At 47.8% G+C, this 21,140-nt stretch carries 25 protein-coding genes and 1 pseudogene; 20 read left to right on the top strand and 6 right to left on the bottom strand.

Annotated elements, in window-relative coordinates; translation table 11 throughout:
- Positions 1–18 precede the first annotated feature (18 nt).
- The 4 genes from WMW72_RS07410 to WMW72_RS07395 all read left to right on the top strand — a co-directional run bounded on the left by WMW72_RS07410 (position 19) and on the right by WMW72_RS07395 (position 3,145).
- Positions 19–1,035, top strand: coding sequence for an ABC transporter ATP-binding protein (locus WMW72_RS07410; RefSeq protein ID WP_341414794.1), 1,017 nt, complete (start codon positions 19–21; stop codon positions 1,033–1,035).
- Positions 1,019–2,002 (top strand): ABC transporter ATP-binding protein, encoded by a 984-nt coding sequence (locus tag WMW72_RS07405; protein ID WP_341414793.1) that lies wholly within the window; start codon positions 1,019–1,021, stop codon positions 2,000–2,002. Before WMW72_RS07410 ends, WMW72_RS07405 begins: the two co-directional genes overlap by 17 nt.
- 34 nt (positions 2,003–2,036) lie before the next feature.
- On the top strand, positions 2,037–2,492 hold the full coding sequence (locus WMW72_RS07400) for a hypothetical protein (protein ID WP_341414792.1): 456 nt from the start codon (positions 2,037–2,039) through the stop codon (positions 2,490–2,492).
- Between the two features lie 125 nt (positions 2,493–2,617).
- Positions 2,618–3,145 (top strand): nucleoside deaminase, encoded by a 528-nt coding sequence (locus WMW72_RS07395; protein ID WP_341414791.1) that lies wholly within the window; start codon positions 2,618–2,620, stop codon positions 3,143–3,145.
- A gap of 527 nt (positions 3,146–3,672) precedes the next feature.
- Here the strand turns inward: WMW72_RS07395 and WMW72_RS07390 are convergent.
- Positions 3,673–4,137, bottom strand: a complete 465-nt coding sequence (locus WMW72_RS07390; protein WP_341414790.1) for an RrF2 family transcriptional regulator — start codon at positions 4,135–4,137, stop codon at positions 3,673–3,675.
- Between the two features lie 401 nt (positions 4,138–4,538).
- On the opposite strand from WMW72_RS07390, the gene WMW72_RS07385 reads away from it, so the two are divergent.
- The 4 genes from WMW72_RS07385 (at position 4,539) to WMW72_RS07370 (ending at position 7,218) form a co-directional block, all read left to right on the top strand.
- The gene (locus tag WMW72_RS07385) at positions 4,539–4,766 is read left to right on the top strand and encodes an HAD hydrolase-like protein (RefSeq protein WP_341414789.1); all 228 of its coding nucleotides are present in this window, start codon (positions 4,539–4,541) and stop codon (positions 4,764–4,766) included.
- Entirely contained in the window at positions 4,766–4,963 is a 198-nt protein-coding gene (locus tag WMW72_RS07380; RefSeq protein WP_341414788.1) for an HAD hydrolase-like protein, read from the top strand. The genes WMW72_RS07385 and WMW72_RS07380 overlap by 1 nt, the downstream gene beginning before the upstream one ends.
- A gap of 331 nt (positions 4,964–5,294) precedes the next feature.
- Positions 5,295–6,269, top strand: coding sequence for a cation diffusion facilitator family transporter (locus WMW72_RS07375; protein WP_341414787.1), 975 nt, complete (start codon positions 5,295–5,297; stop codon positions 6,267–6,269).
- A 496-nt stretch (positions 6,270–6,765) separates the two neighbouring features.
- Positions 6,766–7,218 (top strand): GNAT family N-acetyltransferase, encoded by a 453-nt coding sequence (locus tag WMW72_RS07370; RefSeq protein ID WP_341414786.1) that lies wholly within the window; start codon positions 6,766–6,768, stop codon positions 7,216–7,218.
- Positions 7,219–7,260: 42 nt separating this feature from the next.
- Here the strand turns inward: WMW72_RS07370 and WMW72_RS07365 are convergent, their stop codons facing one another.
- Positions 7,261–7,677, bottom strand: coding sequence for a GNAT family N-acetyltransferase (locus tag WMW72_RS07365; RefSeq protein WP_341414785.1), 417 nt, complete (start codon positions 7,675–7,677; stop codon positions 7,261–7,263).
- An 83-nt stretch (positions 7,678–7,760) separates the two neighbouring features.
- On the opposite strand from WMW72_RS07365, the gene WMW72_RS07360 reads away from it, so the two are divergent.
- Genes WMW72_RS07360 through WMW72_RS07330 form a run of 7 tightly spaced genes read left to right on the top strand, consistent with a single transcriptional unit; the run spans position 7,761 to position 12,928 of the window.
- On the top strand, positions 7,761–8,585 hold the full coding sequence (locus WMW72_RS07360) for an aminoglycoside adenylyltransferase domain-containing protein (protein WP_341414784.1): 825 nt from the start codon (positions 7,761–7,763) through the stop codon (positions 8,583–8,585).
- A 15-nt stretch (positions 8,586–8,600) separates the two neighbouring features.
- On the top strand, positions 8,601–9,065 hold the full coding sequence (locus WMW72_RS07355; protein ID WP_341414783.1) for an NUDIX domain-containing protein: 465 nt from the start codon (positions 8,601–8,603) through the stop codon (positions 9,063–9,065).
- Positions 9,066–9,120: 55 nt separating this feature from the next.
- Positions 9,121–9,801 carry a hypothetical protein gene (locus WMW72_RS07350; protein ID WP_341414782.1) on the top strand — a complete coding sequence of 227 codons (681 nt, stop codon included), beginning with the start codon at positions 9,121–9,123 and terminating at the stop codon, positions 9,799–9,801.
- Position 9,802: 1 nt separating this feature from the next.
- Positions 9,803–10,426 (top strand): hypothetical protein, encoded by a 624-nt coding sequence (locus WMW72_RS07345; RefSeq protein WP_341414781.1) that lies wholly within the window; start codon positions 9,803–9,805, stop codon positions 10,424–10,426.
- 17 nt (positions 10,427–10,443) lie between these two features.
- A complete protein-coding gene (locus WMW72_RS07340; protein WP_341414780.1) occupies positions 10,444–11,046 on the top strand; it encodes a stalk domain-containing protein in 603 nt (200 codons plus the stop codon).
- A gap of 35 nt (positions 11,047–11,081) precedes the next feature.
- Positions 11,082–11,816 carry a response regulator transcription factor gene (locus WMW72_RS07335; protein ID WP_341414779.1) on the top strand — a complete coding sequence of 245 codons (735 nt, stop codon included), beginning with the start codon at positions 11,082–11,084 and terminating at the stop codon, positions 11,814–11,816.
- Positions 11,813–12,928: an ATP-binding protein gene (locus tag WMW72_RS07330; RefSeq protein ID WP_341414778.1), complete on the top strand. Its 1,116-nt coding sequence runs from the start codon at positions 11,813–11,815 to the stop codon at positions 12,926–12,928. Before WMW72_RS07335 ends, WMW72_RS07330 begins: the two co-directional genes overlap by 4 nt.
- Here WMW72_RS07330 and WMW72_RS07325 read toward each other — a convergent pair.
- The 3 genes from WMW72_RS07325 to WMW72_RS07315 are packed head-to-tail and all read right to left on the bottom strand — an operon-like array spanning position 12,916 to position 16,216.
- Positions 12,916–13,716, bottom strand: coding sequence for a DUF4097 family beta strand repeat-containing protein (locus tag WMW72_RS07325; protein WP_341414777.1), 801 nt, complete (start codon positions 13,714–13,716; stop codon positions 12,916–12,918). The two genes, WMW72_RS07330 and WMW72_RS07325, sit on opposite strands and share 13 nt — an antisense overlap.
- Positions 13,713–15,344 (bottom strand): hypothetical protein, encoded by a 1,632-nt coding sequence (locus WMW72_RS07320; RefSeq protein WP_341414776.1) that lies wholly within the window; start codon positions 15,342–15,344, stop codon positions 13,713–13,715. Before WMW72_RS07320 ends, WMW72_RS07325 begins: the two co-directional genes overlap by 4 nt.
- On the bottom strand, positions 15,341–16,216 hold the full coding sequence (locus WMW72_RS07315; protein WP_341414775.1) for an ABC transporter ATP-binding protein: 876 nt from the start codon (positions 16,214–16,216) through the stop codon (positions 15,341–15,343). Before WMW72_RS07315 ends, WMW72_RS07320 begins: the two co-directional genes overlap by 4 nt.
- A gap of 266 nt (positions 16,217–16,482) precedes the next feature.
- On the opposite strand from WMW72_RS07315, the gene WMW72_RS07310 reads away from it, so the two are divergent.
- The 4 genes from WMW72_RS07310 to WMW72_RS07295 all read left to right on the top strand — a co-directional run bounded on the left by WMW72_RS07310 (position 16,483) and on the right by WMW72_RS07295 (position 19,427).
- Positions 16,483–16,989 (top strand): P-loop NTPase family protein, encoded by a 507-nt coding sequence (locus tag WMW72_RS07310; RefSeq protein WP_341414774.1) that lies wholly within the window; start codon positions 16,483–16,485, stop codon positions 16,987–16,989.
- A gap of 176 nt (positions 16,990–17,165) precedes the next feature.
- Positions 17,166–17,978, top strand: a complete 813-nt coding sequence (locus WMW72_RS07305) for an RNA polymerase sigma factor (RefSeq protein WP_341414773.1) — start codon at positions 17,166–17,168, stop codon at positions 17,976–17,978.
- Between the two features lie 28 nt (positions 17,979–18,006).
- Complete coding sequence (locus WMW72_RS07300) at positions 18,007–19,020, top strand: hypothetical protein (RefSeq protein WP_341414772.1); 1,014 nt, start codon at positions 18,007–18,009, stop codon at positions 19,018–19,020.
- A gap of 2 nt (positions 19,021–19,022) precedes the next feature.
- Positions 19,023–19,427 (top strand): GyrI-like domain-containing protein, encoded by a 405-nt coding sequence (locus tag WMW72_RS07295; RefSeq protein WP_341414771.1) that lies wholly within the window; start codon positions 19,023–19,025, stop codon positions 19,425–19,427.
- Here the strand turns inward: WMW72_RS07295 and WMW72_RS07290 are convergent.
- Positions 19,380–19,613 (bottom strand): annotated as a pseudogene (locus tag WMW72_RS07290) (aminoglycoside phosphotransferase family protein); the annotation flags it as partial. The gene WMW72_RS07295 and the pseudogene WMW72_RS07290 sit on opposite strands and share 48 nt — an antisense overlap.
- Positions 19,614–20,366: 753 nt before the next feature.
- Between WMW72_RS07290 and WMW72_RS07285 the strand changes: the two are divergent.
- Positions 20,367–21,089, top strand: a complete 723-nt coding sequence (locus tag WMW72_RS07285) for a DUF1266 domain-containing protein (RefSeq protein ID WP_341414770.1) — start codon at positions 20,367–20,369, stop codon at positions 21,087–21,089.
- Positions 21,090–21,140: the final 51 nt, after the last annotated feature.

Below are 21,140 nucleotides of genomic sequence, written 5' to 3'. Positions count from 1 at the left end.
AGACAGGAGGTGAGCAACATGGCAGGCGAACGTCTGTTGGAGGTCCAGGGGCTGTCGGTATCCTTCCCTACGGAAAAGGGGATGGTGACCGCGGTCGACGGTGTATCCTTCGGGGTAGATGAAGGGGAGACGCTGGGCATCGTCGGCGAGTCCGGCTGTGGAAAAAGCGTCACGGCCGAAGCGATCCTGCGGCTGTTCGATGAGAGAGCAACCCGGTACGGCGGGAAGGTGCTTTTTCAGGGAAAGGATCTCATGGGGCTTTCAACCGGTCAGATGGAAGCGATTCGCGGAAACGAGATATCCATGGTATTTCAGGACCCGATGTCTTCGCTGAATCCGGTGCATACCATTGGCAGTCAAATTGCCGAAAGCGTCCGGCTTCACACAGGCTGCTCCCGGAAGGAGGCAGGACGCCGCGCCGTCGAGCTTCTGCGGCTGACCGGCATACCATCGCCGGAGCAGCGGGTGCATGAGCATCCCCATGAGCTATCTGGGGGCATGCGGCAGCGGGTCATGATTGCGATGGCGTTGGCCTGTCAGCCGAAGCTGCTGATCGCCGATGAGCCGACGACTGCGCTGGATGTAACGATTCAAGCTCAGATCCTGGACTTGATTCACTCGCTGAAATCAAGCACGGGTATGGGTGTTGTGCTGATTACCCATGATCTGGGAGTCGTGGCCGAGGTATGCACGCGTGTTGTGGTCATGTATTTGGGCCAGGTGATCGAGGAGGCTGATGTCCACACGCTGTTCGAACGCCCGCTGCATCCGTACACGATCGGATTGATGAGGTCGATGCCGACGATCGATGGAGATCGGACCGGCAAGCTGCATGTGATCGAAGGCACCGTGCCGTCGCTGCACGATATCCCGGCAGGCTGCCGCTTTGCACCTCGCTGCTCGTATGCCGACGAGCGCTGCCAGTCGGAGATGCCGGAGCTTGAGCGTGCGGAGCAGGGGGGTCATATTCGCTGCTGGCATCACGAACAGATTCGAATGCAGGAGGGAGAGAGCGTATATGCCGCCGTTCATTGAGAAGCCGGCGCCGCTGCTGGCCGTGCGAGGACTGCAGAAGCACTTCCCGGTTAAGTCCGGCTTTGGCTGGACCAAGGGCTATATCAGAGCGGTAAACTCCGTTTCCTTCGATATTCAGGAAGGCCAGACCTATGGGCTTGTCGGTGAGTCCGGCTGCGGCAAAAGCACGACCGGACGAACGATTCTCAAGCTGTTGGAGCCGACAGGCGGCGAGGTGCTGTACCAGGGGCGCAATATTTTCAGCTTGAAGGGAGCCGCTATGCGCGAGGTCCGGCGAGAGCTGCAGATGGTATTTCAGGATCCATATTCTTCGATGGACCCGAAGAAACGGATTGGTTATACTTTGGAGGAGCCGTTGTTGATTCATGGACAAGGAGGAGCCAGGGAACGGACGGAGCGGGCCTTGGAGCTGCTAGACAAGGTTGGCTTCAGTCGGGAGCATTACGACCGGTTTCCTCATGAATTTTCGGGCGGGCAGCGTCAGCGGCTTGGATTGGCCCGGGCGCTGGCACTGAATCCCAAGCTGATTGTATGCGATGAGCCCGTCTCGGCCCTCGATGTGTCCATCCAGTCACAGGTTATCAACCTGCTGCAGGAGCTTCAGCGTGAGCTGAAGTTGTCCTATTTATTTGTGGCGCACGATCTGAGCGTTGTTCGGCATATATCCGATCATGTGGGCGTGATGTATCTGGGCGAGCTGGTGGAGCAGGCTCCCACGGAGCAGTTGTTCTCCTCGCCGCTGCATCCGTATACCAAGTCGCTGCTGTCCGCGGTTCCCGTACCGAACCCGAGGGTGAAGCGGGAGCGTATCATTCTGAGCGGGGACGTTCCTTCGCCGCTGCATCCGCCCTCCGGCTGCGTGTTTCATACCCGCTGTCCCTATGTGCTGGACCGCTGCAGGACAGAGAGGCCTCTGAAGCTGACAGTTGCCACAGGGCATGAGGTGCAGTGTCATTTGTATCAGTAACGCAATGATTGTTTCAAGAGAGAGAGGACAGAGTATGGCTACCGAACAGATTCAGGCCAAGCTGCCGCAGCCTTACGCATTGTGGATCGAATTCGCGCGCTCCAAGGGAGCGGATGACGAGTTGCTGCTGAAGGCGCTTGATAAGGGTGACCGGGAATTTCTGGAGTCCTTCAATTCTGTATTCAAAGTGGAGGGGCTGCTGGAATATGCAGCCGAGCATCCTGAACGGGTTAGACGTGCGATTAGTGAGGGATACGAGTTTACCTTCCTGACCGTGAATGGCTTGAAGTTCCTGCTGGAAGCGCGATTCGGCTTTCCGCGTGAGGGGGCGTACGAGGTGAAGGAAGGGTCATTGGGACCGCTTCAACTGAAGTCGGACGGTATCGAATGGCTCCAGCAGAGACTGCCTTCATTCTGGTCCATTCGCGTGCAGGGGACAGTTGCAGATGATTCTATCGTTTATTTGGACAGGCTGAATGCCGAAGTTTAGTCTCTACCCGGCTGATGTTGATTTTGCACGATGAATAGCTTAAACTTCATAGAAGAAGAGCGTCTTCCTGATCATGGTTGGACGCTCTTTTTTTTTACAATCTATCCAGACGGGAGTGTGATTCCGTGATCGATGATCGTACCTATCTCCTGGAAGCCTTCCTGGAAGCGGAAAAAGCGAAGGAAGAAGGCACGTATCCCATCGGGGCCGTCATTGTCGACGAAGAGGGGCGGATTCTAAGCCGAGGACGCAATCGGGTTTTCTCAAAAGGCGACACAACGGCACATGCCGAGGTGGATGCGATCCGGCAATGCGGTACAGAGATGCTGGATCTTACCCAGAAGAAGTTTATCAAGGCGAACTACACGCTGTACACGACCTGCGAGCCTTGCCCGATGTGCACTTGCACCATCTTGTTATGCTTCAGCATTAAAAGGGTTGTATGGGCTGCCAATGACGAGGATATGGGGGCAATGAGGAAGTTTAAAGAAGGTCCGCACTTTCTCGACCGCTTCGATCAGATTTCATACGTAGCTGCACCTTTCAGAGACTTGGAAAAGAAGCAGCGGAAGATGCTGGCGGAATGGACCTTGAGCCGGGGATATACGGATACGTATTGGCGGGATGATCAGGAAATCGGGGTAGATGAATAGAGGTGAGTCCAGGTGGCATTAGATTGTTACTTTAAGGACAGAACAGGAGCTAGGATTTTTCACTACCCGATCCATGATTCCTTACATAAAAGTCTGTTTAGCAGAAATTTTCAAGTGCCTAAGTTTCCTATCTTAGCCAGACTTAAAGATTATTACAGTGACCATCTTATTTCAGTGAAAGAAATTCCACTCCTGATAACTGAATTACAGATATTAAAGTATCAGGTGCCTGAACAATTGCAAACTCATATTACTGAATTCATCGATCTGCTAAGTGACAATCGGATACACGAAGTTGAATGCTTATGCGATTAACAATGAAACAAAAACGAAGAGGCTTTTACAATCCGTATGATTTGAACAAACGGACATGCATGCACATAAAGCGGTAAGAACCATTACAGGTTTCTTACCGTTTTTTATTGTTTTTCAGAACATAGCGAACCGCACCCTTTCGTTATGCTTCAAGGGACTCAAGACTCAAGGCTATTTTCAAGGCGAGAGCAGACATACACATGATCTGAGCATTAAGCATTGTTGCTATTAGCAAAAAATTCACGAGTATCTTTACGCGATTGAGGGGTTAATACGCGATCGAGTTCTTCATTTAACCAAATAAGTGACTTGTTACGCAGAACATTGCGCATACTTTCTTCAGCTTCGAGCATAGCTAAATTAATTACACAAGGAGAGGCCATGGTGCATGCTAAATAGTCTTCATCGCGGCATAAATAGCTATTATTTTTGATGTTTTTACATTGGAAAATGGGGGTAGTACCTTCAACCGCTTCAACTACATCCCAAAAAGAAATGTCCTCAGGAGGCTTGGCCAATCTATAGCCCCCTTTAACACCAGGGACAGAGCTTACGATACCAGCTTTAGTTAATTTACCGAAAATTTTTGACAGATAGGTTTCCGAAACACCTTGAAACGCAGAAAGCTCTTTAATACCAATGGTAGCATCAGGCGGAATATCAATTAAATAGACCAAACAATGCGATAAGTTTTATCGACGTTATTGTTTGAGAAAAGCTAAAACTTATGTTCGAGGAGGAGAGGATCATAAACTTGAAATGGAGTCCTATCCATGCAAGCCCAATTCTAACGATGAAGGTGTACACGTAGGATCTTAGGGTCAATTTGATTATGGCGATTAATGCGATCAACTGTTGGAATCGAATGGCGATTTCAACGGGCATGGTGCCTGGGGAATATCAGCCAGCCGCGCGTAAATAACGAAATTTATGCAGGCGAATCCCTGTACATCGACCCAACCAACTATGGACTGATTATGAAAATGGTAGCATCGGATTAGATGTTTTGCTACATTCAAGGTTTTCAGAAACTTTGCTGAGACTGGGAAAAGTTGCAGATGGTATCGAATGGGAGAACATGTACAGAGAACTATTGGGCAATGGAAGGCAATTGCTCATGGAAGGAGCTTTGGAGGTCTGCCAGAGCTTATCAGCAACCCATCGACTGTTTGTTATCACGAATGGTATAACCCAAACGCAGATAAAGCGATTGAAACAGGCAGGTTTATATGATTTTTTCGAAGATATTTTGACTCCCAAAGCATTGGATTTCAAAAAACCTCAACACAGTTTTTCGATTATGTGATGAGTCATATTAAGGATTTTAATAGAAAGGAAGCCCTTATTATCGGGGATTCATTAAATACAGATATAAAAGGTGGCCTTCTGTCAGGAATTGATACCTGCTGGATTAACAGAAAGGCACAAAAAAGCTCAGCAGATATCCAAAGCACGTACACGATCACAAGCTTAGTAGACCTATACGATAAGTTGAAGAAATAGCGAGTGCTGTAACCATCCTCCGCACGGGGGATGGTTTTTTGTGTGATGAAGCTTGGGCATAAGGCAACTTCAGAAGTCAAAACGATTGAAGGATAGCAGGATCACGTTAGACTTTTTTCTACTATTTATAGTAGTTATTCATTGAACTGGGACGACAAATCCATAAGCATAATTTAGCATACATATGGTTGACACTAATATTATGCCACTCTATAATAAACATATGAACAGTTGCTAATATGTTCATATATAAATGGTGAATACATGAATGAATTCCCCATTCCAATCTGGTACCGGTTCGACCCGGCTTATTCAAAAGGAGAGGATTCCCGTGTCCGGACATCAACAAGATCACAATCATGACCATGGGCATCACCATGGTCAAAATGCCAACAGAAAAGTACTGTTGTTTTCCTTCATCATCATTACGGGATACATGTTTGTCGAAGCCGTTGGCGGCTTTGTCACGAACAGTCTGGCCTTGATCTCCGATGCGGGACATATGCTGTCTGACTCCATTGCGCTTGGGATCGCCTTGTTGGCGTTCACCTTCGGCCAGAAGGCCGTTAACGAGGGAAAAACGTACGGCTATCGCCGCTTCGAGATTTTGGCCGCGGCCCTGAACGGGATCACGCTTATCGCGATTGCTATCTACATTTTTTACGAAGCCATCGATCGCTTCATCAACCCTCCTGAGGTTGCCACGCTCGGCATGCTGATCATCAGCACTATCGGCTTGCTCATTAACATTCTGGTCGCATGGATCATGATGCGCGGGAGCGACACGGAGAAAAACCTTAACATGCGCAGTGCATACCTGCATGTTATCAGTGACATGATGGGCTCCATCGGAGCTATCGCCGCAGCTCTGCTCATGATGTTTTTCGGATGGGGCTGGGCCGACCCGCTCGCCAGTGTTATCGTGGCTGTACTTGTACTGCGCAGCGGCTTCCATGTCAGCAGATCGGCGCTGAATGTGCTGATGGAAGGCACGCCAGCCAACGTGAACGTCGAAGACTTGGTACGGACGATCCAACAAGTGGACGGCGTGAAAGGGGTTCATGACGTTCATGTCTGGTCCATCACGAGCAATCTCAATGCATTGACCGCTCATGTCGTGGTCGACGGAACGCTAAGCATCTATAAAGCGGAAGCACTCGTGCAGAAGATCGAGCACATGCTGGAGCATAAAGAGATCAAGCACGTAACCCTGCAGGTCGAGTCGGAGAACCATCTGCACGACACGTCCGTATTGTGCACCACCAAAGCCGATGTGCCCGATGGGCATGCGCACCATCATCATTAATCGCGTTTGGGGTGAGACAACATGCCGTCGTAGGTTTAAAGGCATTCAAAACCCGTAGTCCCCGGTAGACCAAAAGAAGCGGGTTCGTTATACTTGGAAGTAGTTGGTGGTATTCGTTTAATCTATCCAAGTTGGAGCGTGATTCCGAGATCGATGATCGTACCTTTGTTGGAAGCCACGTACCCCATCGGAGACGGCCCTTGCGGGACTTGAAAATGAGGCACCGCAGATGAGGGTGGAATGGTGCTTGAGCCGGGGATATACGGATACGCCTGAGATTGGTTTATTAACCCGCTGAACCTGCGAATAATGTTATAATTTGAAAACTAACTTAAAAAGTGAGGTACCCAAAACTATGAAGCACTTGCTTTCGTTGTAACGATTGGAGTTGCTACTTCGTTGTATTCAAGGATTAATTAATAACGATTCATGGACCAGAAGCATGCCTAGCATTATGAATTGTAAGATGTAACTTACTTGGCAAGGGAGTATTTTTATGACTAACGGGCCTGTGCGACTCATTCATCACGATGAATTGAACGAACTTCTTAGTTTATACAAACATATGCACGAGCATGATCCTGAATTAATTCAAGATCACAGACTTGAGAAGCTTTGGGATGAAATCATGAATGACCCGTACATGAAGATCCTTGTGGTAGAGAAAGAAGGAGTCCTGGTATCAACCTGTGTGTTGACTATTATTAAAAATCTAACCAGAAATGCAAGGCCATATGGACTTATAGAGAATGTGGTTACGCACCAAGAACATAGGAATAACGGATACGCTCGGATGGTTTTAGACGAAGCAAGTCATATCGCTATAGAATATGGATGCTACAAACTCATGCTGATGACAGGCTCTAAGAGAGAAGAGATACATACCTTTTACGAAAAAAGCGGGTTTATTAAAGGATTGAAAACAGGATTTGTGAAGAAATTCAACTGAGCAAATATTAACCGAATCGAAGAAATTCTTGTTCGTAGCTCCCTAAATAACCTCCCGATTTGCCCAGTACATGCCGGGAGCATCCGGATTACGCTCGGAAAAGCCGAACTTTTTATAAAACTCAGACTTGCCTGAAGCGCAGCATAATTGAACGGATATGATATGATTCTTCTTACATTCAATCAGCAAGGCTTTTAATAGGGTGCTGCCAATCCCTTGGTTCTGATAATCGGGATGAATGATAAGATCACAAATAAATGACTGAAACACACCGTCCGAGATCACTCGGCCAAACCCGATTAATTGATGTTCGTCATAAGCAGCGAGTAGGAACCAACTGGATGATACCGCTTCGTAGAGTTTATGTTCGCTTAATTCTATGATACCTTTCCAGCCAGTCGTTTGGAATAATTGGTGGAGTTCCGATTTATCAGGAAGATGGGGGAGATAGGATACCATGAGGTTCACTCCTTCTAAGAAATTCACATTATAAATAATAATACAAAATAATGTATAAATATTCAATGTGATTATGGAGTGAAATGATGAAAGAAAAGGTGCCTTGCATCGTATATCCTCTCCTGCATGACTACGCCGAAGGGATGAAGCTGGAGCTGCCGACGATCTTAACAGGCATCTATCTGCATGGCTCTATATGCTTGAATGAATTTCATGAGCGCAGAAGTGATGTGGATTTGATTACGGTTGTGAACAGGCCGATTCAGCCTACAGAGCTGGAGCAGATTATCCGCTTGCATGAGAGATTAAAGAAGAAGTATGAGCTATATGCAAGGCTAGAGGAACAATTTACTTGCGAGGGAATCATAAGCGGAAGCCTGCTGGGTATAGACGGCGTATTCCCGCGATTTGCCGAGGGGATGTTCCGGGGATGCACGAATGGATATATAGACAGTACGGCCTTATGGCTGCTTAAGAAGCAAGGCATAGCTCTGTATGGAAAGCCAATTTCGGAGCTTAATCTCAAGGTTAGCTGGCAAGAAGTGATAGATACTATGAAGTTTAATTTGCATACCTATTGGACAGGCAAGGTTAAGGATAGAGGTTTATATATGCATGAGGAATGGATAGAATTCGGTGTGCTGACGCTCTGCCGGATCATCTATACGCTCGAGCATCAGTCCATCGTTCCGAAGAGACAAGCAGGCGAGTTTGCATTGAATTTTTGCAGTAACGAATGGAATCTGATTATTGCTGAAGCTTTGAGAATACGTGAGGCTATGCATGAAGAATCTTTCTTTGCTTCGGTAGAAGCTCGGGCCGATGCGGCCCAGGCGTTTATTAGGTATGGCATTAGCTATTGTAACAACAGATACGGACTCTTGCGGAGGGAAACTTCAGAAAGTTAAGGGCTAGGTGAGAGGATGACTAGACGCATCATTGTGACAGGCGGGGCAATTATTAAAGACAGCCAAGGAAGAATTTTATTACAGAAACGGTCCGATTACGGGGATTGGGGGTTGCCAGGTGGAGGCATGGAGCCTGGTGAATCGATAGAAGAAACGATGGTCAGGGAAGTTAAGGAGGAAACTGGGCTTGATCTTGTCGACTACGAGCTATACGCCGTATATTCAGGACCAAGGATGATGTATACCTACCCTGACGGCAATGAAGTCGTCTTTGTGATGTTTTTATTCCATGCCACGGCCGATTTGACAGGAAAGCTTGGAGCCGATGGCCGCAGTCTACGATTTGCAGATGCGAACAATGAATCGTTGCAACTGATGTTTCAATTTCTTGAAGAGATCGATCTGGCTGTTGTCAATAAAGTGCAGAAGCCTGTCTTTGCGGATTTAAAGGAAGCCACAACAGGAATTCTACGCAGATAGAACCGATCGATTGGATTAGAAGGTCATTTCACACCAAGCAGAAGGAGGAAGTTCCATGGAGTGGTATTATCCGACCAAGTTTAAAGATTCCCCTGTAGACTCCAGATCTATGGAGGATATGAGGGTAGAACGTTTATTCCCTTCGGAAGCCATGACGGATATTTCCTATCTGGCCCAGTATTATTGTCTAAGCGCCGTTACGCTCGGGACGAATACATTGATTCAGATTCCTATTAATACGGATGAAGCTTATGCCATGGTTATGACAGAAATAGCCCCACACTTCAAGGATATCCGCATCATTAGCCATTCCGGCCAAGTTACCCAGATTAACATGATCTATATTCAAGAGGCAAGCGAGACTTTGCTCAAACAGGTTATTGCAGAGCGCGAAGTCAACTCCATCGCTTACGATATGTTTGGACAGCAATTTCGTTATTCCGACTTGCCGAGAGAAATCAAGATTACCGGCTGGTTTTCCGTTGATTTGAGTCAGATTGAGAAGTTAGTATTGGATGACAATCAGCAGAAGCTGGCAAGATTTCTGAAAGAAAGCGATATGACGGATGGCGATAGCTTCGGGGTCTATGTAAGTGATTGGAGCTTGAACGATTGGATGAAGCAGAGAGCAGCGCTTCGGTTCTTGAGTACCTTTTGTACGGAAATACAATTTGCCGTGAATGAGCAGCACCGGGTAACGGAGTTGAGGTGCTTCTTAGAACAAAGGAGTGCATAGCATGCCGCCATATTTTTCAATCGAAATGGCCTTTCCATATAAATTTTTTTATCCTTCTTTGGTCAGAGATCTATATGATATGGTATTTTCGAAATTTCCCTTTAAGTCCGGTTATTGGAATAGTGAGGGAGAATCTTTGGAAGAGATTATCGTGTGGAATCAAAGGTTACTTGAGAAAAGGTTTAGGTTAGGATTTTATGAACCCGCACAAAACAACTATAAGCAGGTTTTATTGCTCAGTAATTTATATAGTGAAATGAGACTTTTCTGGATGTATACGGAGGACGAAATAAGAGCCAGCATCATTATTCCTGAATACGACGTGCTGGTAGATGAGGATATCTGGACATTTGACGCGGCTAAAATCGAGCCTATTAAGAACTTATGTGAACATTTGTGGACAGAAAGTCCGGTAGAACACATACAAACCTGCCTGGAAATGGATGGTGGGCCAATCAGTATGAACAAAATCAAAAAGGGCTCTCAACCATCCATACGTCCAATCAGTATAGTCAGAGACGAAGACTTTGAGAAGATGGGAGAGTTCCATTCTTCGATAGAAGTCATTTCCATAAAAAGAAGCGGATTCCTGTTCATAAACAGGAATCATTTGGCCGAAGTATAAGTTACCTGGGAGGTTCCATGATGAAGAAATTTGTAATGGGTGTAGTACTGGGAAGCATGCTCTCTCTTTCTACGGTCGTAGTTGCTTCGGATTCAGTCCAAGCATTTTTATTTCCCGCTTACTTTACTATCAATGGTCAATACGCAGATACAAATCAAGACTCCCCGGTCCTTAATTATAACGGCCAAGCCTATGTTCCTATTCGGTTTGTTGCCGAGCAGCTAGGAGCATTTATTGATTACAACGATAAGGATAAAAATATCATCATAAATCACTTCCCACCCGGCAAGGAAATACTGACAGATCCTCAATATCCTAACGTTCATTTCAGTCTTATGGACATTTATTTAGATGGAGGATATACAAGAGTTAGAGGAATGTTAGCAGTGGATCAATTAGAAGATCCTGCTATCAAAAAGGAATATGACATCGAGTTCAGGTTAACATTTTTTGACGGTAACGATAAGCTAATCGGAACGGCATTGGGATATTCAAGATCGGGATCTTCCATGGACAAAAAAACTATTGGTACGGGCGAAATCAAACGTGTTGAGGCCGGGGAAGTTGGCGATTTTTCCAAGTATTCAAAAGTGAGCTTTGAAGTAACAAGCTTTAAATAGACCAAATTATGAAACGGAACTATGGGGAGGATGACATGTTGCTAAAAGAGGAAAAGATCCTTTTGGTGGACGATGAAGAGGGCATCCTCACTTTGCTCGAGATCACCTTAAAAAAAGAGCGGTACCAGTTCATTACTACCTGCACAACGGGCCAGGAAGCACTCAGTTTAGTTAAGAATCAGGTGTACGATGTCATCCTGCTGGACATCATGCTTCCGGATATCAACGGCCTCGAATTATGCAAGCAGATTCGCAGCCTGACACACGCCCCTATTATCTTTGTTACCGCCTGCTCCAGTGATTTTGATAAATTGACTGGGTTTGGCATTGGAGGGGACGATTATATTACCAAACCCTTTAACCCTCTAGAAGTTGTAGCCCGCATTCATTCTTTGTTAAGACGACAACACTTACTAAGGTCTCTCCCTGCCGAGAAGATTGAGAAAAAAGAGTTACGCTTTGGGCCCATCGCCCTGCTGCCGGACGATGCGATACTGGTCGTGGGCGAGCATCGCCTGGAATGCACGGCGAAGGAGTTGGATTTGCTTCTTTTCTTTTTTAGAAACCCGAATCGCATCTTTACGTCATCGCAAATCTATGAATTGGTTTGGAAAGAACCTCCTCAGTACGGAGATGAAAAGACGGTGGCCATGCATATTTCCAAAATCCGAAAAAAGCTGGAGTCCAACCCCAAATCTCCTGAGGTGATCATCAATTTAAAGGGGATTGGGTATAAATTCGTACCGCCTGTTCAAGGAGAGCTAAGATGAAAATCAAGCTTCGGTTCGGCATCCATTTTGTTGCCGGTCTATTGATCTGGCTGCTGAGCATGGGATTATCCATGATGGGGACGATTGAATTTGTTTTTCCTCTTCTTGGCATGGCCGATGGGGATCCCTACTATGATTTCTGGGTGTTTCTTGTGTTTCTTGTTCACATCATCGCCTGCAGCCTCATCTTCGGTTGGTATTTCGCGAGTCCTCTCTCATTTATAATGGAGTGGGTTTCCAATTTGTCACAAGGAGTTTATTCACCTCCGGCACTCAAACGATCCATATTTACGAAGAGCCATAAGCTTAGGAAGCCCTATCAGCTCTACGATGAGGTGATTTCCAATATAAACGCCTTGTCAGATACCCTTGAGCAGGCCAAACAGGACCGGCACCGATTGGAGGAAGCTAAGAAGGAATGGATTGCAGGCATTTCCCATGACCTCAAGACCCCTCTGACCTACATCACTGGCTATTCAACCCTGCTTCTGAATGAGGAATATACGTGGAGCGAAGAGGAAAAAAGATCTTTTCTGCACGAAATCCAGAAAAAAGGCCAGCATCTGGAGGCCTTAATTCAAGATCTAAATGTATCGATTCAAATGATCGATACTCAAGGGCCAGTTCCTCTCAACCCCAAAGAAGCCAATCTCATCGTATTTCTCAAAAACCTGTTGGCGGATACATGGAATGATCCTCGGGCCTTTTCATACGAGCTGCAATTTCTCTCGGAGGAAGAGTGCTTATCCTTCGTTTTCGATGAACGACTGATGTACCGGGCCCTGCAGAATCTTTTGATGAACTCGATCCTCCACAATCCTCCCGGTACAGCGATTGAAGTCTCCCTACGCAAGGAATCGAATCAGTCCATCCTGATCACGATTTCAGATAACGGCATAGGCATGGATCAGGAGACGTTGAACAATTTGTTTCAAAAATACTATCGCGGAACCACTACGAATTCGTCCGAATTTGGCACAGGACTCGGTATGGCTATTGCAAAAAGCTTGATACATGCGCATGGCGGTCAAATCTTGGTAGAAAGCACCCCAGGAGGAGGCACAACCTTTACGATTCTTCTTCCTTCCTCCGAAACAGCTTATTTTAAATGAATGCTGCCAGACGAGGAACGAATGGAGAGCAGCGGAGCTCCTCCTTCCTTGGCTCCCCAGACTGCTGTTAATTGACTGCCCGCCCCTTTGGATGTCATATCGCCCGGAGAGGTTAGAGAAGATTGAATACTCCCGGACTCCGTCGAAACATCGAGTTGCAGGGCAGCAGGTCTATTCTCAAAGACCAAGTCAACGGAGCCTGATCCGGTTTTGATCCGGCTTTCCATCCCCATCTTTCCTTTATGCGAGATTTGGATATGACCGGTATCGTTATTGAGGATAAGGCCCCCGTTAACGCTTTTTAAGTCAAGGTTTCCGGCCACGATTTCCCCCTTAATCTGGTTCCCTTCATATCCGTTAATTTCGATGTTCCCCGAATCCGACGAGAGCTGAAGCTCTTGTGCTTGAAGCCCCTCACCCGTAATCTGGCCGGAGGCGGTCATCAGACTCAGCTTCCTGTAAGTCTTGGATGGCAGATCCACTTGGAGCTTGGCGGTCTTAAAGTTAATAACGCTTGAGGAAGAACCAAGCTTGATCGACAGCACATCACCGCTCAGCGCCGCTGGGATTTCCTGATTTGCGTCCATACTGATTTTTATTTCCTGATTGCCGGAGGGCCGCACTTCAATATGTTGCCCTTCTGTCTGGATTACGAGCTCTTGCACCTGCTTTCCGTCAAAGGTCTTGGTCTGCTTGGCTGAGCCTGCCTCTGAACCGCATCCTGTCATAATCATCATCAGGGCAGCGGCACTAACAACGGCAAGTTTTTTAAAGCTTGGTTTGTTCATTTGGATTCTCCTTCAGTGTATTGGTTTTTGAAGTCCTTGGCGGGAGCGGTCCTGATCCTCAAGCTTCCGCCATCCCTCGCCTGCTGAGCGATCATTGCCACACCTAGCGCCAACAAGGTCAGTATGGAATACAATCCGATATACGATCTGGAAAGCCCCAGGAAATCGAGATAAGGGATATCATTCACGGGTCCGAGATACCACCATAACAGGTAGATGACTTCAAATAGCCTGCGGGAGGAGCTGATGTACCCAAGAGCAAGAGCTATCGTGGGTACGAATAGGGCGCCGATCACCCAGGCGGCAAATGATGTCCAGCGTCCGTCCCATGCATAGTGAATTAGCGCTCCTGACGAGATCAACAAAGTGATAAGGATACCGGCGATCAGGACGGCCATGAATTTGTAGAGGGGAGGGCAACTGGACAGCAGCAAGTCTCTTGTAAAGAAGTGCTTTTCTCGAGTACCCATCTGTGACCAGATCGCGATAGGGAGTATCAGGGTGATCGGCAGCCAGCTCTGAACCTTATCCAGCGGGATGAGAAGGCTTCCCGCTATGACACCTGTGACGAGCAGGTACCACCAGATGGAATATCCCTTCAGCATGATGAGCAATTCCGCCCTGATGAGACGGGTGATTCGAATCCGCGTATCCTTAACCACCGGTGATAACTGATAATCCGTGATGCCCCCCGACTTCGCCTGTGGTTTCTTGAAGCCTTCAACCGCTATTAGATTCCCAGAAGCCTGGCTATTATTCGGGGTACTAAAACGAGTGAACAGCAGAGAGGAAAGAATCACGATCAGCAATGCAATACCTACCCAAGCTAACCGCATGACCAGCAGCTCCGGAGCCCATTCAACCCCCTGCCACTCGAAGGTAGGAATACTTCCCTCTACTGGGTAATAACCAAAGCTTCCCCCTTCTTGGCTCGACTCTAGAAACGGGTAATGTTCCACCGCTTCCTGGACCATGTCAGCTCGAATGATATCCAGACCGAAGACATCCCAGAAGCTGTTCGGAGCGGCTATGGATATGACGCTGAACAACATCCAAAGCGTGAAAAATGCAATATTTCCGACAACGCCCTTCATCCCTGGAAGCACGTCGAACAAAACGGTCAGAGCGGCAAGTACAAGCAAAGAGGGCAGGGCAATGAAGAGCAGCGGCAGCAGATAGCCTCCAAGCTGCAGCTTGTAATCTTCCCCGCGGAGCAGCTGCATGCCTATAAACGCTAGAAGCAAAATCCCCTCCATGACGGCAAGGACCACGAAATTGGACAGGACTTTGCTGAATATATATCGAAAGTTGCTGGTCGGCGTAGAGGCGATAATCTGTCCGACCTTTAATCTTCCATCCTCGGAGATTTGGCTTCTCAGCATATAAAAACCAAATAACCATAGAAGCAGGGTCGATAGCATAGCCGCCATGCCGCCCAGCCAAGCGGAATTATAGATTCCCCTTACGCCACCGATATAGAAGACCTCGTATCCGTCGGAAGCGGCTGGCACACAAACATAGCCGAGAAAGATACTTAAAGCCGCCACCATCAGGAAGGAATAGCTTCGCATCTGTTTGATCAGATGGTTCTTCACTAAATAATAAAAGATGCACGAGGTTTGAATCATGATCTGGCCCCTATCGAAGATACGGCGTAAAGGTATGCATCCTCCAAGGAAGACGGCAGCGGTGAGGCGTTCGGTGAAGGCTTAAGGTCAGATACAATTCGGGCATGGACCCCATCACTCCGGTGGATCGCGCTGCTGACCGTATATTTCTCCTGCAGGTTCTGCAAGCCGACCGATGGAATGATGCTGAGCCACACTTTATTGTCCGCATCTTGGATAAGCTTCTCCGGTGTCGAATACATCACAAGCCGGCCTGTTGACAGAATCGCGATGTGCGGAGCAATCGACTCGATGTCGGTCACAATGTGAGTGGATAGGATCACAATCCGGTTGGAAGATAACGTCGAGAGAAGATTCCGAAACCGGATCCGCTCCTCCGGGTCCAGCCCGACGGTCGGCTCGTCGACGATCAGCAAGGAAGGATCGTTGAGCAGGGATTGGGCTATCCCCACCCGCTGCTTCATCCCTCCAGAGAAGCTGCCCAGAAGCCGCTTGCGATCCTGGGACAGATTAAGCAGGTCCAGGAGCTCATCAATCCGCTTCCGGGCCGATTTCATCGTTAATCCTTTCATCGCCGCCATATATTCCAGGAATTCTAAGGGATTCATATTGGGATACACACCAAAGTCTTGGGGCAGATAACCGAGCTCGAAGCGCAGCTGGTCCGGATTCTTCGCGATATCCACACCGTTCCAGGTGATCGTTCCTCCGGTAGGTTTTTCGATCGTAGCGAGCATTCGCATCAAGGTGGATTTTCCTGCCCCATTCGGGCCCAGCAGCCCGAGAATACCCGGTGTTAATTTTAACTGAATGCCATGCAAGACTTGCTTGGATCCATAAGCCTTCGTGACGTTGTCGATAATCAGTTCCATGAAGCTCTCCTCCGGCATGCCTAGATTTACTTCCTATGTTTTCGCTGTCTTCTACAAAGTGTACTAAAGCAAAGTAAAAGCAGATAAAAATCTAAATAAATTTAAAACCAAATTCTCGGCGATTAAGCTCTAGCTGGTAGTATTCGGAATCATCCGAGAGGGGGAATATAGCTAAATGTCAGGTATACATTTCCAAGTCTAAGTGTTTAATGTAATATATACCCATATCGTCTTTGAGATCGGAATTCCAGGGAGCTGAGATTGGCATGAGGATCAGAATTATCGGTTCTTGCGGAAGCGGGAAGTCTACGATGGCGCGCGAGCTTTCTGAGCATTACGGTATCCCCTATTACGAACTGGACAATATGATCTGGGATCGAAGCAGGGAAGGTCTCAAATATCCGCAAGAAGTACGCAATCAAACCTTGAAGGATATCGCTGCTCAGCCTAGCTGGATCATAGAGGGGGTTCAATATCAGGACTGGACTTGGGACAGCATTCATGAATCTGACTTCATCTTTATCTTGAACCCTCATGTGTTAATCCGAGATTATAGGATTGTAAGAAGATTCATACGGTCAAGAACCGGGATTGAACCGTGGAACTATAAGCAATCCGTCCATAATCTCATTAAAATGATCGTAAAGTGGAACCATGGATACGATCTTCAAAAACTTCTTGAAGAAACCCATGCTTATCCAAGTAAAAGGTATGTCGTTCAACATAAAAAGGAAATTATTCGGATCATCCAAGAGAGAAAATACGCGTGCTGACTAAGCTGCTGCCTCAACTACTCGGAATTGATCTGAGAACCAGCAATAGCGAGCATCGAAAAAGAATTCAAATTTCCTAAGGCGCGTTAGATTTTTCCTGCCCTTGGTGTCAATCGAAGTAGGGGAGATTCGAATGTGTTCAGGGGAGAGCGGAGATGAAATCGTTGGAATGGCGGTTGAAAAGTGCGCGCGAAGAGGACGTTAAGCTGGTACTTCTGCGGACTGACGAGTCGGAAGAGGACGCCGAGATGGCACTCCCGCGAGCGACGGAGAGCGAATGGGTCGAACAAGCGCGCGCTGGGAACCGCGAGGCGTTTGGCGAGCTTGTTCGGAAGCACCGGGCAGCGGCATTAGGGGTCGCGAACCGAATGGTTCGAGATGTCCATATGGCTGAAGACGTCGTGCAGGACGCGCTCATTCGAGCGTTCATCCATCTCGGCACGCTCATGGACGCGGGCAAATTCGCGCCGTGGTTGCACCGCATCGTCCGAAACCAAGCGCTGCTGAAGCTGCGGCGCGGAGGCCCCTACGCCAAGGAGCAACCATTCTCCGGCATAACGGCGGGAGGCGGCTCGCCACAAGGGCCGACGAACCGTCGCGTCGCATCCGATGCAGGCGGGGAGATGGATTGGACGGATATTGACTGCATCCTGTTCCGGCTGCAATCGGCGGCGTCCGAAGAGTCGCGGAGTCTCATTGATCCGTCCGATTGCTTGGTGCGCAGCGAGATGCTCAGCGGATTACGGGATTTGCTTCATGTGCTGAGCAAGCGCGAGCGAAGGATATTCGAGGCGCACTTCTTCGACCAGCTGTCGCCCGCGGAGATCGCCAAGCTGCTCGGCACGACGTCCGCCAGCGTATACAACAGCCTCTCCCGCGCCCGGGTGAAAGTACGCCAAGAGCGTACTCGTGTCACCCTCTCTCTCTACGTTAAGCGCAGAGCGGAGCAAGGTTTGCCTCGCCGCAAAGTGCTCACGCCCCCTCTGTAAATCGGCACCCACTTAGGAGGAATGATCCGTGACAGAAATCAAACGCAAAGACAAATGGAACGAGACGTGGACGTCGGCGGGGTTTGCGCTCCATGGAGCCGTCAGCTATACCGACAAAAAACATTTATCGCTCGTCGACGTGATGGGATTGACCGGACATGCGTTCCGCATGAACATCGATCCGCAGCGGGTCGATATTTCGGGGCCGACGTCTTTTCCGGGCGGCTATATCTTCAGAAGAAATCTTGCCAATCTGGGCTTTATTAGTAACATGGGGGAAGCTGCGGCCCCGCCGACGCCGGAGTTGCTCGAACGGACGATGTCGCTCGTTCAGGAGACGATAGACAAAGGCGTACCCGCGATCGCCGTCGATTTGTTCGTTCCGGAGTTCGGCTTGATCTACGGATATGACGACGATCAGCAGTTGTTTTACGCCAAGGACGTCTCCCAGGACGGCACCATCTCCTACGAGAAGTTCGCGAATCCGAAAATCCACGTACTATTCCTCATTACGATCAGCGAGAGCTTGCCGCACTCCAAGTATGAGATGCTGCGGATGGCACTGGACATGATTGTCGACCATGCGCGGGGACGGGAATGGAACGACGGCGACTTTTTCAAGAATCGGTTCGCCATGGGGCTCGCCGGCTACGATGCCTGGATCAAAGCCATGGAAAATCGTTCCGCCGACGAATTGGGCAATGCCTATAATATGGAAGTCATCGCTGACGCCCGCGAATTCGCGGCGCAGTTCTTGCGAGAGCTCGTCACCAAGTGGAACGGGACGAACCACGTCGAACGTAAAGTCCGTGAGTACGCCGCCGCGGCCGAAATCCATTACGAAGCCGTTGCCGCTGCATTTGCAGAGCTTCGCATGATGTTCCCGTTCCCGCAAGGCGGCACGCCGAAAGACCCGGAGACCGCAGACCGGGCAATCGCATTGCTGAAGGCGGCTCAAGAAGCGGAGACGAAGGGAGTCGCATTGTTGGAGCATTTCCTCAATTTCATGAAGGCTTATCATTCTGAAAAGTGGGTGATCTAACCATGAGAGTCGTCGAACTCGGCGAAATGAAACTGGTCGGGCTTCGCGTCGTTTGCCCGGGCGATCAGTACGCGATCGAAATCCCGAAGGCGACGCTTCAGCTCGAAAACCGATTGAACGAAATCTCCTGCGTCGCGAATCCTGAAGGTTTCATAGGCGCATTCGTGGTGGAGGAATTATCCGAAGCCGATGACGGATATTGGGTGTGCGTCGAGGTTGATGAGTTCGGACATATCCCCGAAGGCATGGACTCGCTCACGATCCCAGCCCAGAAATACGCAACGATCCTGCGCAGGGTTGACTCCAAAAAAAGAACTCCGAAAACCTTTGAATGTAGTGGGTTTTCGGAGTTTCTTCCATTACTCCCATTCGACAGGACTGGTCTTCATTTCATAGATTTTTTGTAGCGTATGGACATGCTTCGACTTCTTGTCATCGTCCTCTGTGTGGAGATACCACTCCACAAGCCTGTACCCGAATACGAGAAGGATCAGCTCGTAGACGCAATGATCGGCGATAGGGGATACATCCGCATACTCCGAAAAGCCTTTGTAATACGCGGGGACACATCGCTGGTAGTATTCGACCATGTGATATTTTCCCTGTAATTTCCTGCTCGGAAAATATGTTCAAACAATCTTTGGTACATCTATCATACTCATGACCTAAAGCCCTCATCAAAACGAAGCAGGACATTGTCATTTTGCGTCAAGCGGAAGTGTTCCTGCGGCGCTACTCGTCCAAGTCCAGGACTACTTCAATCAACTTAGTGTTCTATCTTAAAGAAGCCTACAGCTACACCAACGAGTATATTGATCATATCGTTGCTCTTATTAATTGAATTTTGGAAAGATGAAAGTAATTCCTTAACTATTAGACCGTTTACACGGCTATAGCTCTCGTTCTTCTAGTTTTCTTTGCATCGCAAGCCCATCTTTGCCATTTGGTGTAATAAATTACCTATAGTTTTCCGATACAATTTATATCTACATATGAAAGGTTGGGTTGTATTATATGTGCCTCACAGTAGGGGCAGCTAAGTTCGTCCCGGAACCAAGCTTCACAAATGTATTCCAAAAGCGTTAATTCTCCACTGCTCCGCTGCAATTCAATGGCTAGGACTCTTGCAGAATCTGCACCAATAATTACCTTTTTAGCTTTATTAAGTTCAGTCAGAGCAACAGCAATTTGATAAACGGAATGTAAAACAAAGTCAACAAAATGCAAACATTCGTTTTTGTTGAATTATATTATTAGAACAATCGTTTGTAATTAACGACACCTTTAAACTGCGCCAAATAAAACTTCGAGAGGAACGTGATGATTTGAAGATCGTGGGAATTATTGTGACGATTGTGATTTTACTTATCTTGGGTCTGATTACAGCGAGCAAGCGAATTGAGAAAAAGAATAAAAAATTGCGAATAGAAATAGAGATGGCTAACCCTTTACCGAAGGGGAAACAACATTTGCTTGCCTACGGTGCCAATCTCGCTCTTTACCGTTCTGAGTCGCCACGGATACTGCCGGTGAAGGTGGATCATGAAACTTTAAAGGAAGGCCTTTCTTCAGCCTGGGACATTAGTAATCCGGAGGAGGCTGTACAAACCCTGGAATGGCTGCTTACGGAAGGGCATCGTGCGAAGTATGATCAACTCCTCATGGCGCTTCAAGCTGGCCAGTCTTTTACAGAGGACGAAGTGGGGAAATCCCAGGAATGCTATGAATCAGCCCAAGACGCGATAAAGAAGAGGCTATCCTTTGCGAAATCCGATTTTGACCGAGTGAATACCATTGCTGCCTGGGATTTTGACCGAGCTGTAAATATTGCACGATGGAGCCATGTGCTCGGTTATATAACCGAAGAACAGGCATGGGGCTATATAGAAAGAGCTGCTGATGACGCCAGCCGTATCTTCCAATCCTGGAAAGACTACTTTATTTCATTTGCTTTTGGCCGAGCCCTTGCTTATGAGGGTTACATATACGATATCATTTGGAATGGAAAAGAATTGCTGGGTGAAGCGGACTCGATCTGGAATGAATTTAGCATTAAGCGGTCCAAATAGGAAACCGATAATTTAGCATTTGCAAAATTCTATCTCAAAATGAGGGCCTAA

It is taken from the genome of Paenibacillus filicis (genome assembly GCF_038070315.1).
Classification (GTDB): Bacteria; Bacillota; Bacilli; order Paenibacillales; family NBRC-103111; genus Paenibacillus_G; species Paenibacillus_G filicis.
The sequence above is the reverse complement of the archived record's forward strand: the minus strand, read 5'-3'. Positions and strand labels throughout refer to the sequence as shown.

Excerpts from the sequence above, each read along its gene's own strand:
- WMW72_RS07410 (WP_341414794.1), top strand. The coding sequence starts at position 19 with ATGGCAGGCGAACGTCTGTTGGAGGTCCAGGGGCTGTCGGTATCCTTC.
- WMW72_RS07405 (WP_341414793.1), top strand. The coding sequence starts at position 1,019 with ATGCCGCCGTTCATTGAGAAGCCGGCGCCGCTGCTGGCCGTGCGAGGA.
- WMW72_RS07400 (WP_341414792.1), top strand. The coding sequence starts at position 2,037 with ATGGCTACCGAACAGATTCAGGCCAAGCTGCCGCAGCCTTACGCATTG.
- WMW72_RS07385 (WP_341414789.1), top strand. The coding sequence starts at position 4,539 with ATGTACAGAGAACTATTGGGCAATGGAAGGCAATTGCTCATGGAAGGA.
- WMW72_RS07380 (WP_341414788.1), top strand. The coding sequence starts at position 4,766 with ATGAGTCATATTAAGGATTTTAATAGAAAGGAAGCCCTTATTATCGGG.
- WMW72_RS07370 (WP_341414786.1), top strand. The coding sequence starts at position 6,766 with ATGACTAACGGGCCTGTGCGACTCATTCATCACGATGAATTGAACGAA.
- WMW72_RS07365 (WP_341414785.1), bottom strand. The coding sequence starts at position 7,677 with ATGGTATCCTATCTCCCCCATCTTCCTGATAAATCGGAACTCCACCAA.
- WMW72_RS07360 (WP_341414784.1), top strand. The coding sequence starts at position 7,761 with ATGATGAAAGAAAAGGTGCCTTGCATCGTATATCCTCTCCTGCATGAC.
- WMW72_RS07355 (WP_341414783.1), top strand. The coding sequence starts at position 8,601 with ATGACTAGACGCATCATTGTGACAGGCGGGGCAATTATTAAAGACAGC.
- WMW72_RS07350 (WP_341414782.1), top strand. The coding sequence starts at position 9,121 with ATGGAGTGGTATTATCCGACCAAGTTTAAAGATTCCCCTGTAGACTCC.
- WMW72_RS07345 (WP_341414781.1), top strand. The coding sequence starts at position 9,803 with ATGCCGCCATATTTTTCAATCGAAATGGCCTTTCCATATAAATTTTTT.
- WMW72_RS07340 (WP_341414780.1), top strand. The coding sequence starts at position 10,444 with ATGATGAAGAAATTTGTAATGGGTGTAGTACTGGGAAGCATGCTCTCT.
- WMW72_RS07335 (WP_341414779.1), top strand. The coding sequence starts at position 11,082 with ATGTTGCTAAAAGAGGAAAAGATCCTTTTGGTGGACGATGAAGAGGGC.
- WMW72_RS07330 (WP_341414778.1), top strand. The coding sequence starts at position 11,813 with ATGAAAATCAAGCTTCGGTTCGGCATCCATTTTGTTGCCGGTCTATTG.
- WMW72_RS07325 (WP_341414777.1), bottom strand. The coding sequence starts at position 13,716 with ATGAACAAACCAAGCTTTAAAAAACTTGCCGTTGTTAGTGCCGCTGCC.
- WMW72_RS07320 (WP_341414776.1), bottom strand. The coding sequence starts at position 15,344 with ATGATTCAAACCTCGTGCATCTTTTATTATTTAGTGAAGAACCATCTG.
- WMW72_RS07315 (WP_341414775.1), bottom strand. The coding sequence starts at position 16,216 with ATGGAACTGATTATCGACAACGTCACGAAGGCTTATGGATCCAAGCAA.
- WMW72_RS07310 (WP_341414774.1), top strand. The coding sequence starts at position 16,483 with ATGAGGATCAGAATTATCGGTTCTTGCGGAAGCGGGAAGTCTACGATG.
- WMW72_RS07295 (WP_341414771.1), top strand. The coding sequence starts at position 19,023 with ATGAGAGTCGTCGAACTCGGCGAAATGAAACTGGTCGGGCTTCGCGTC.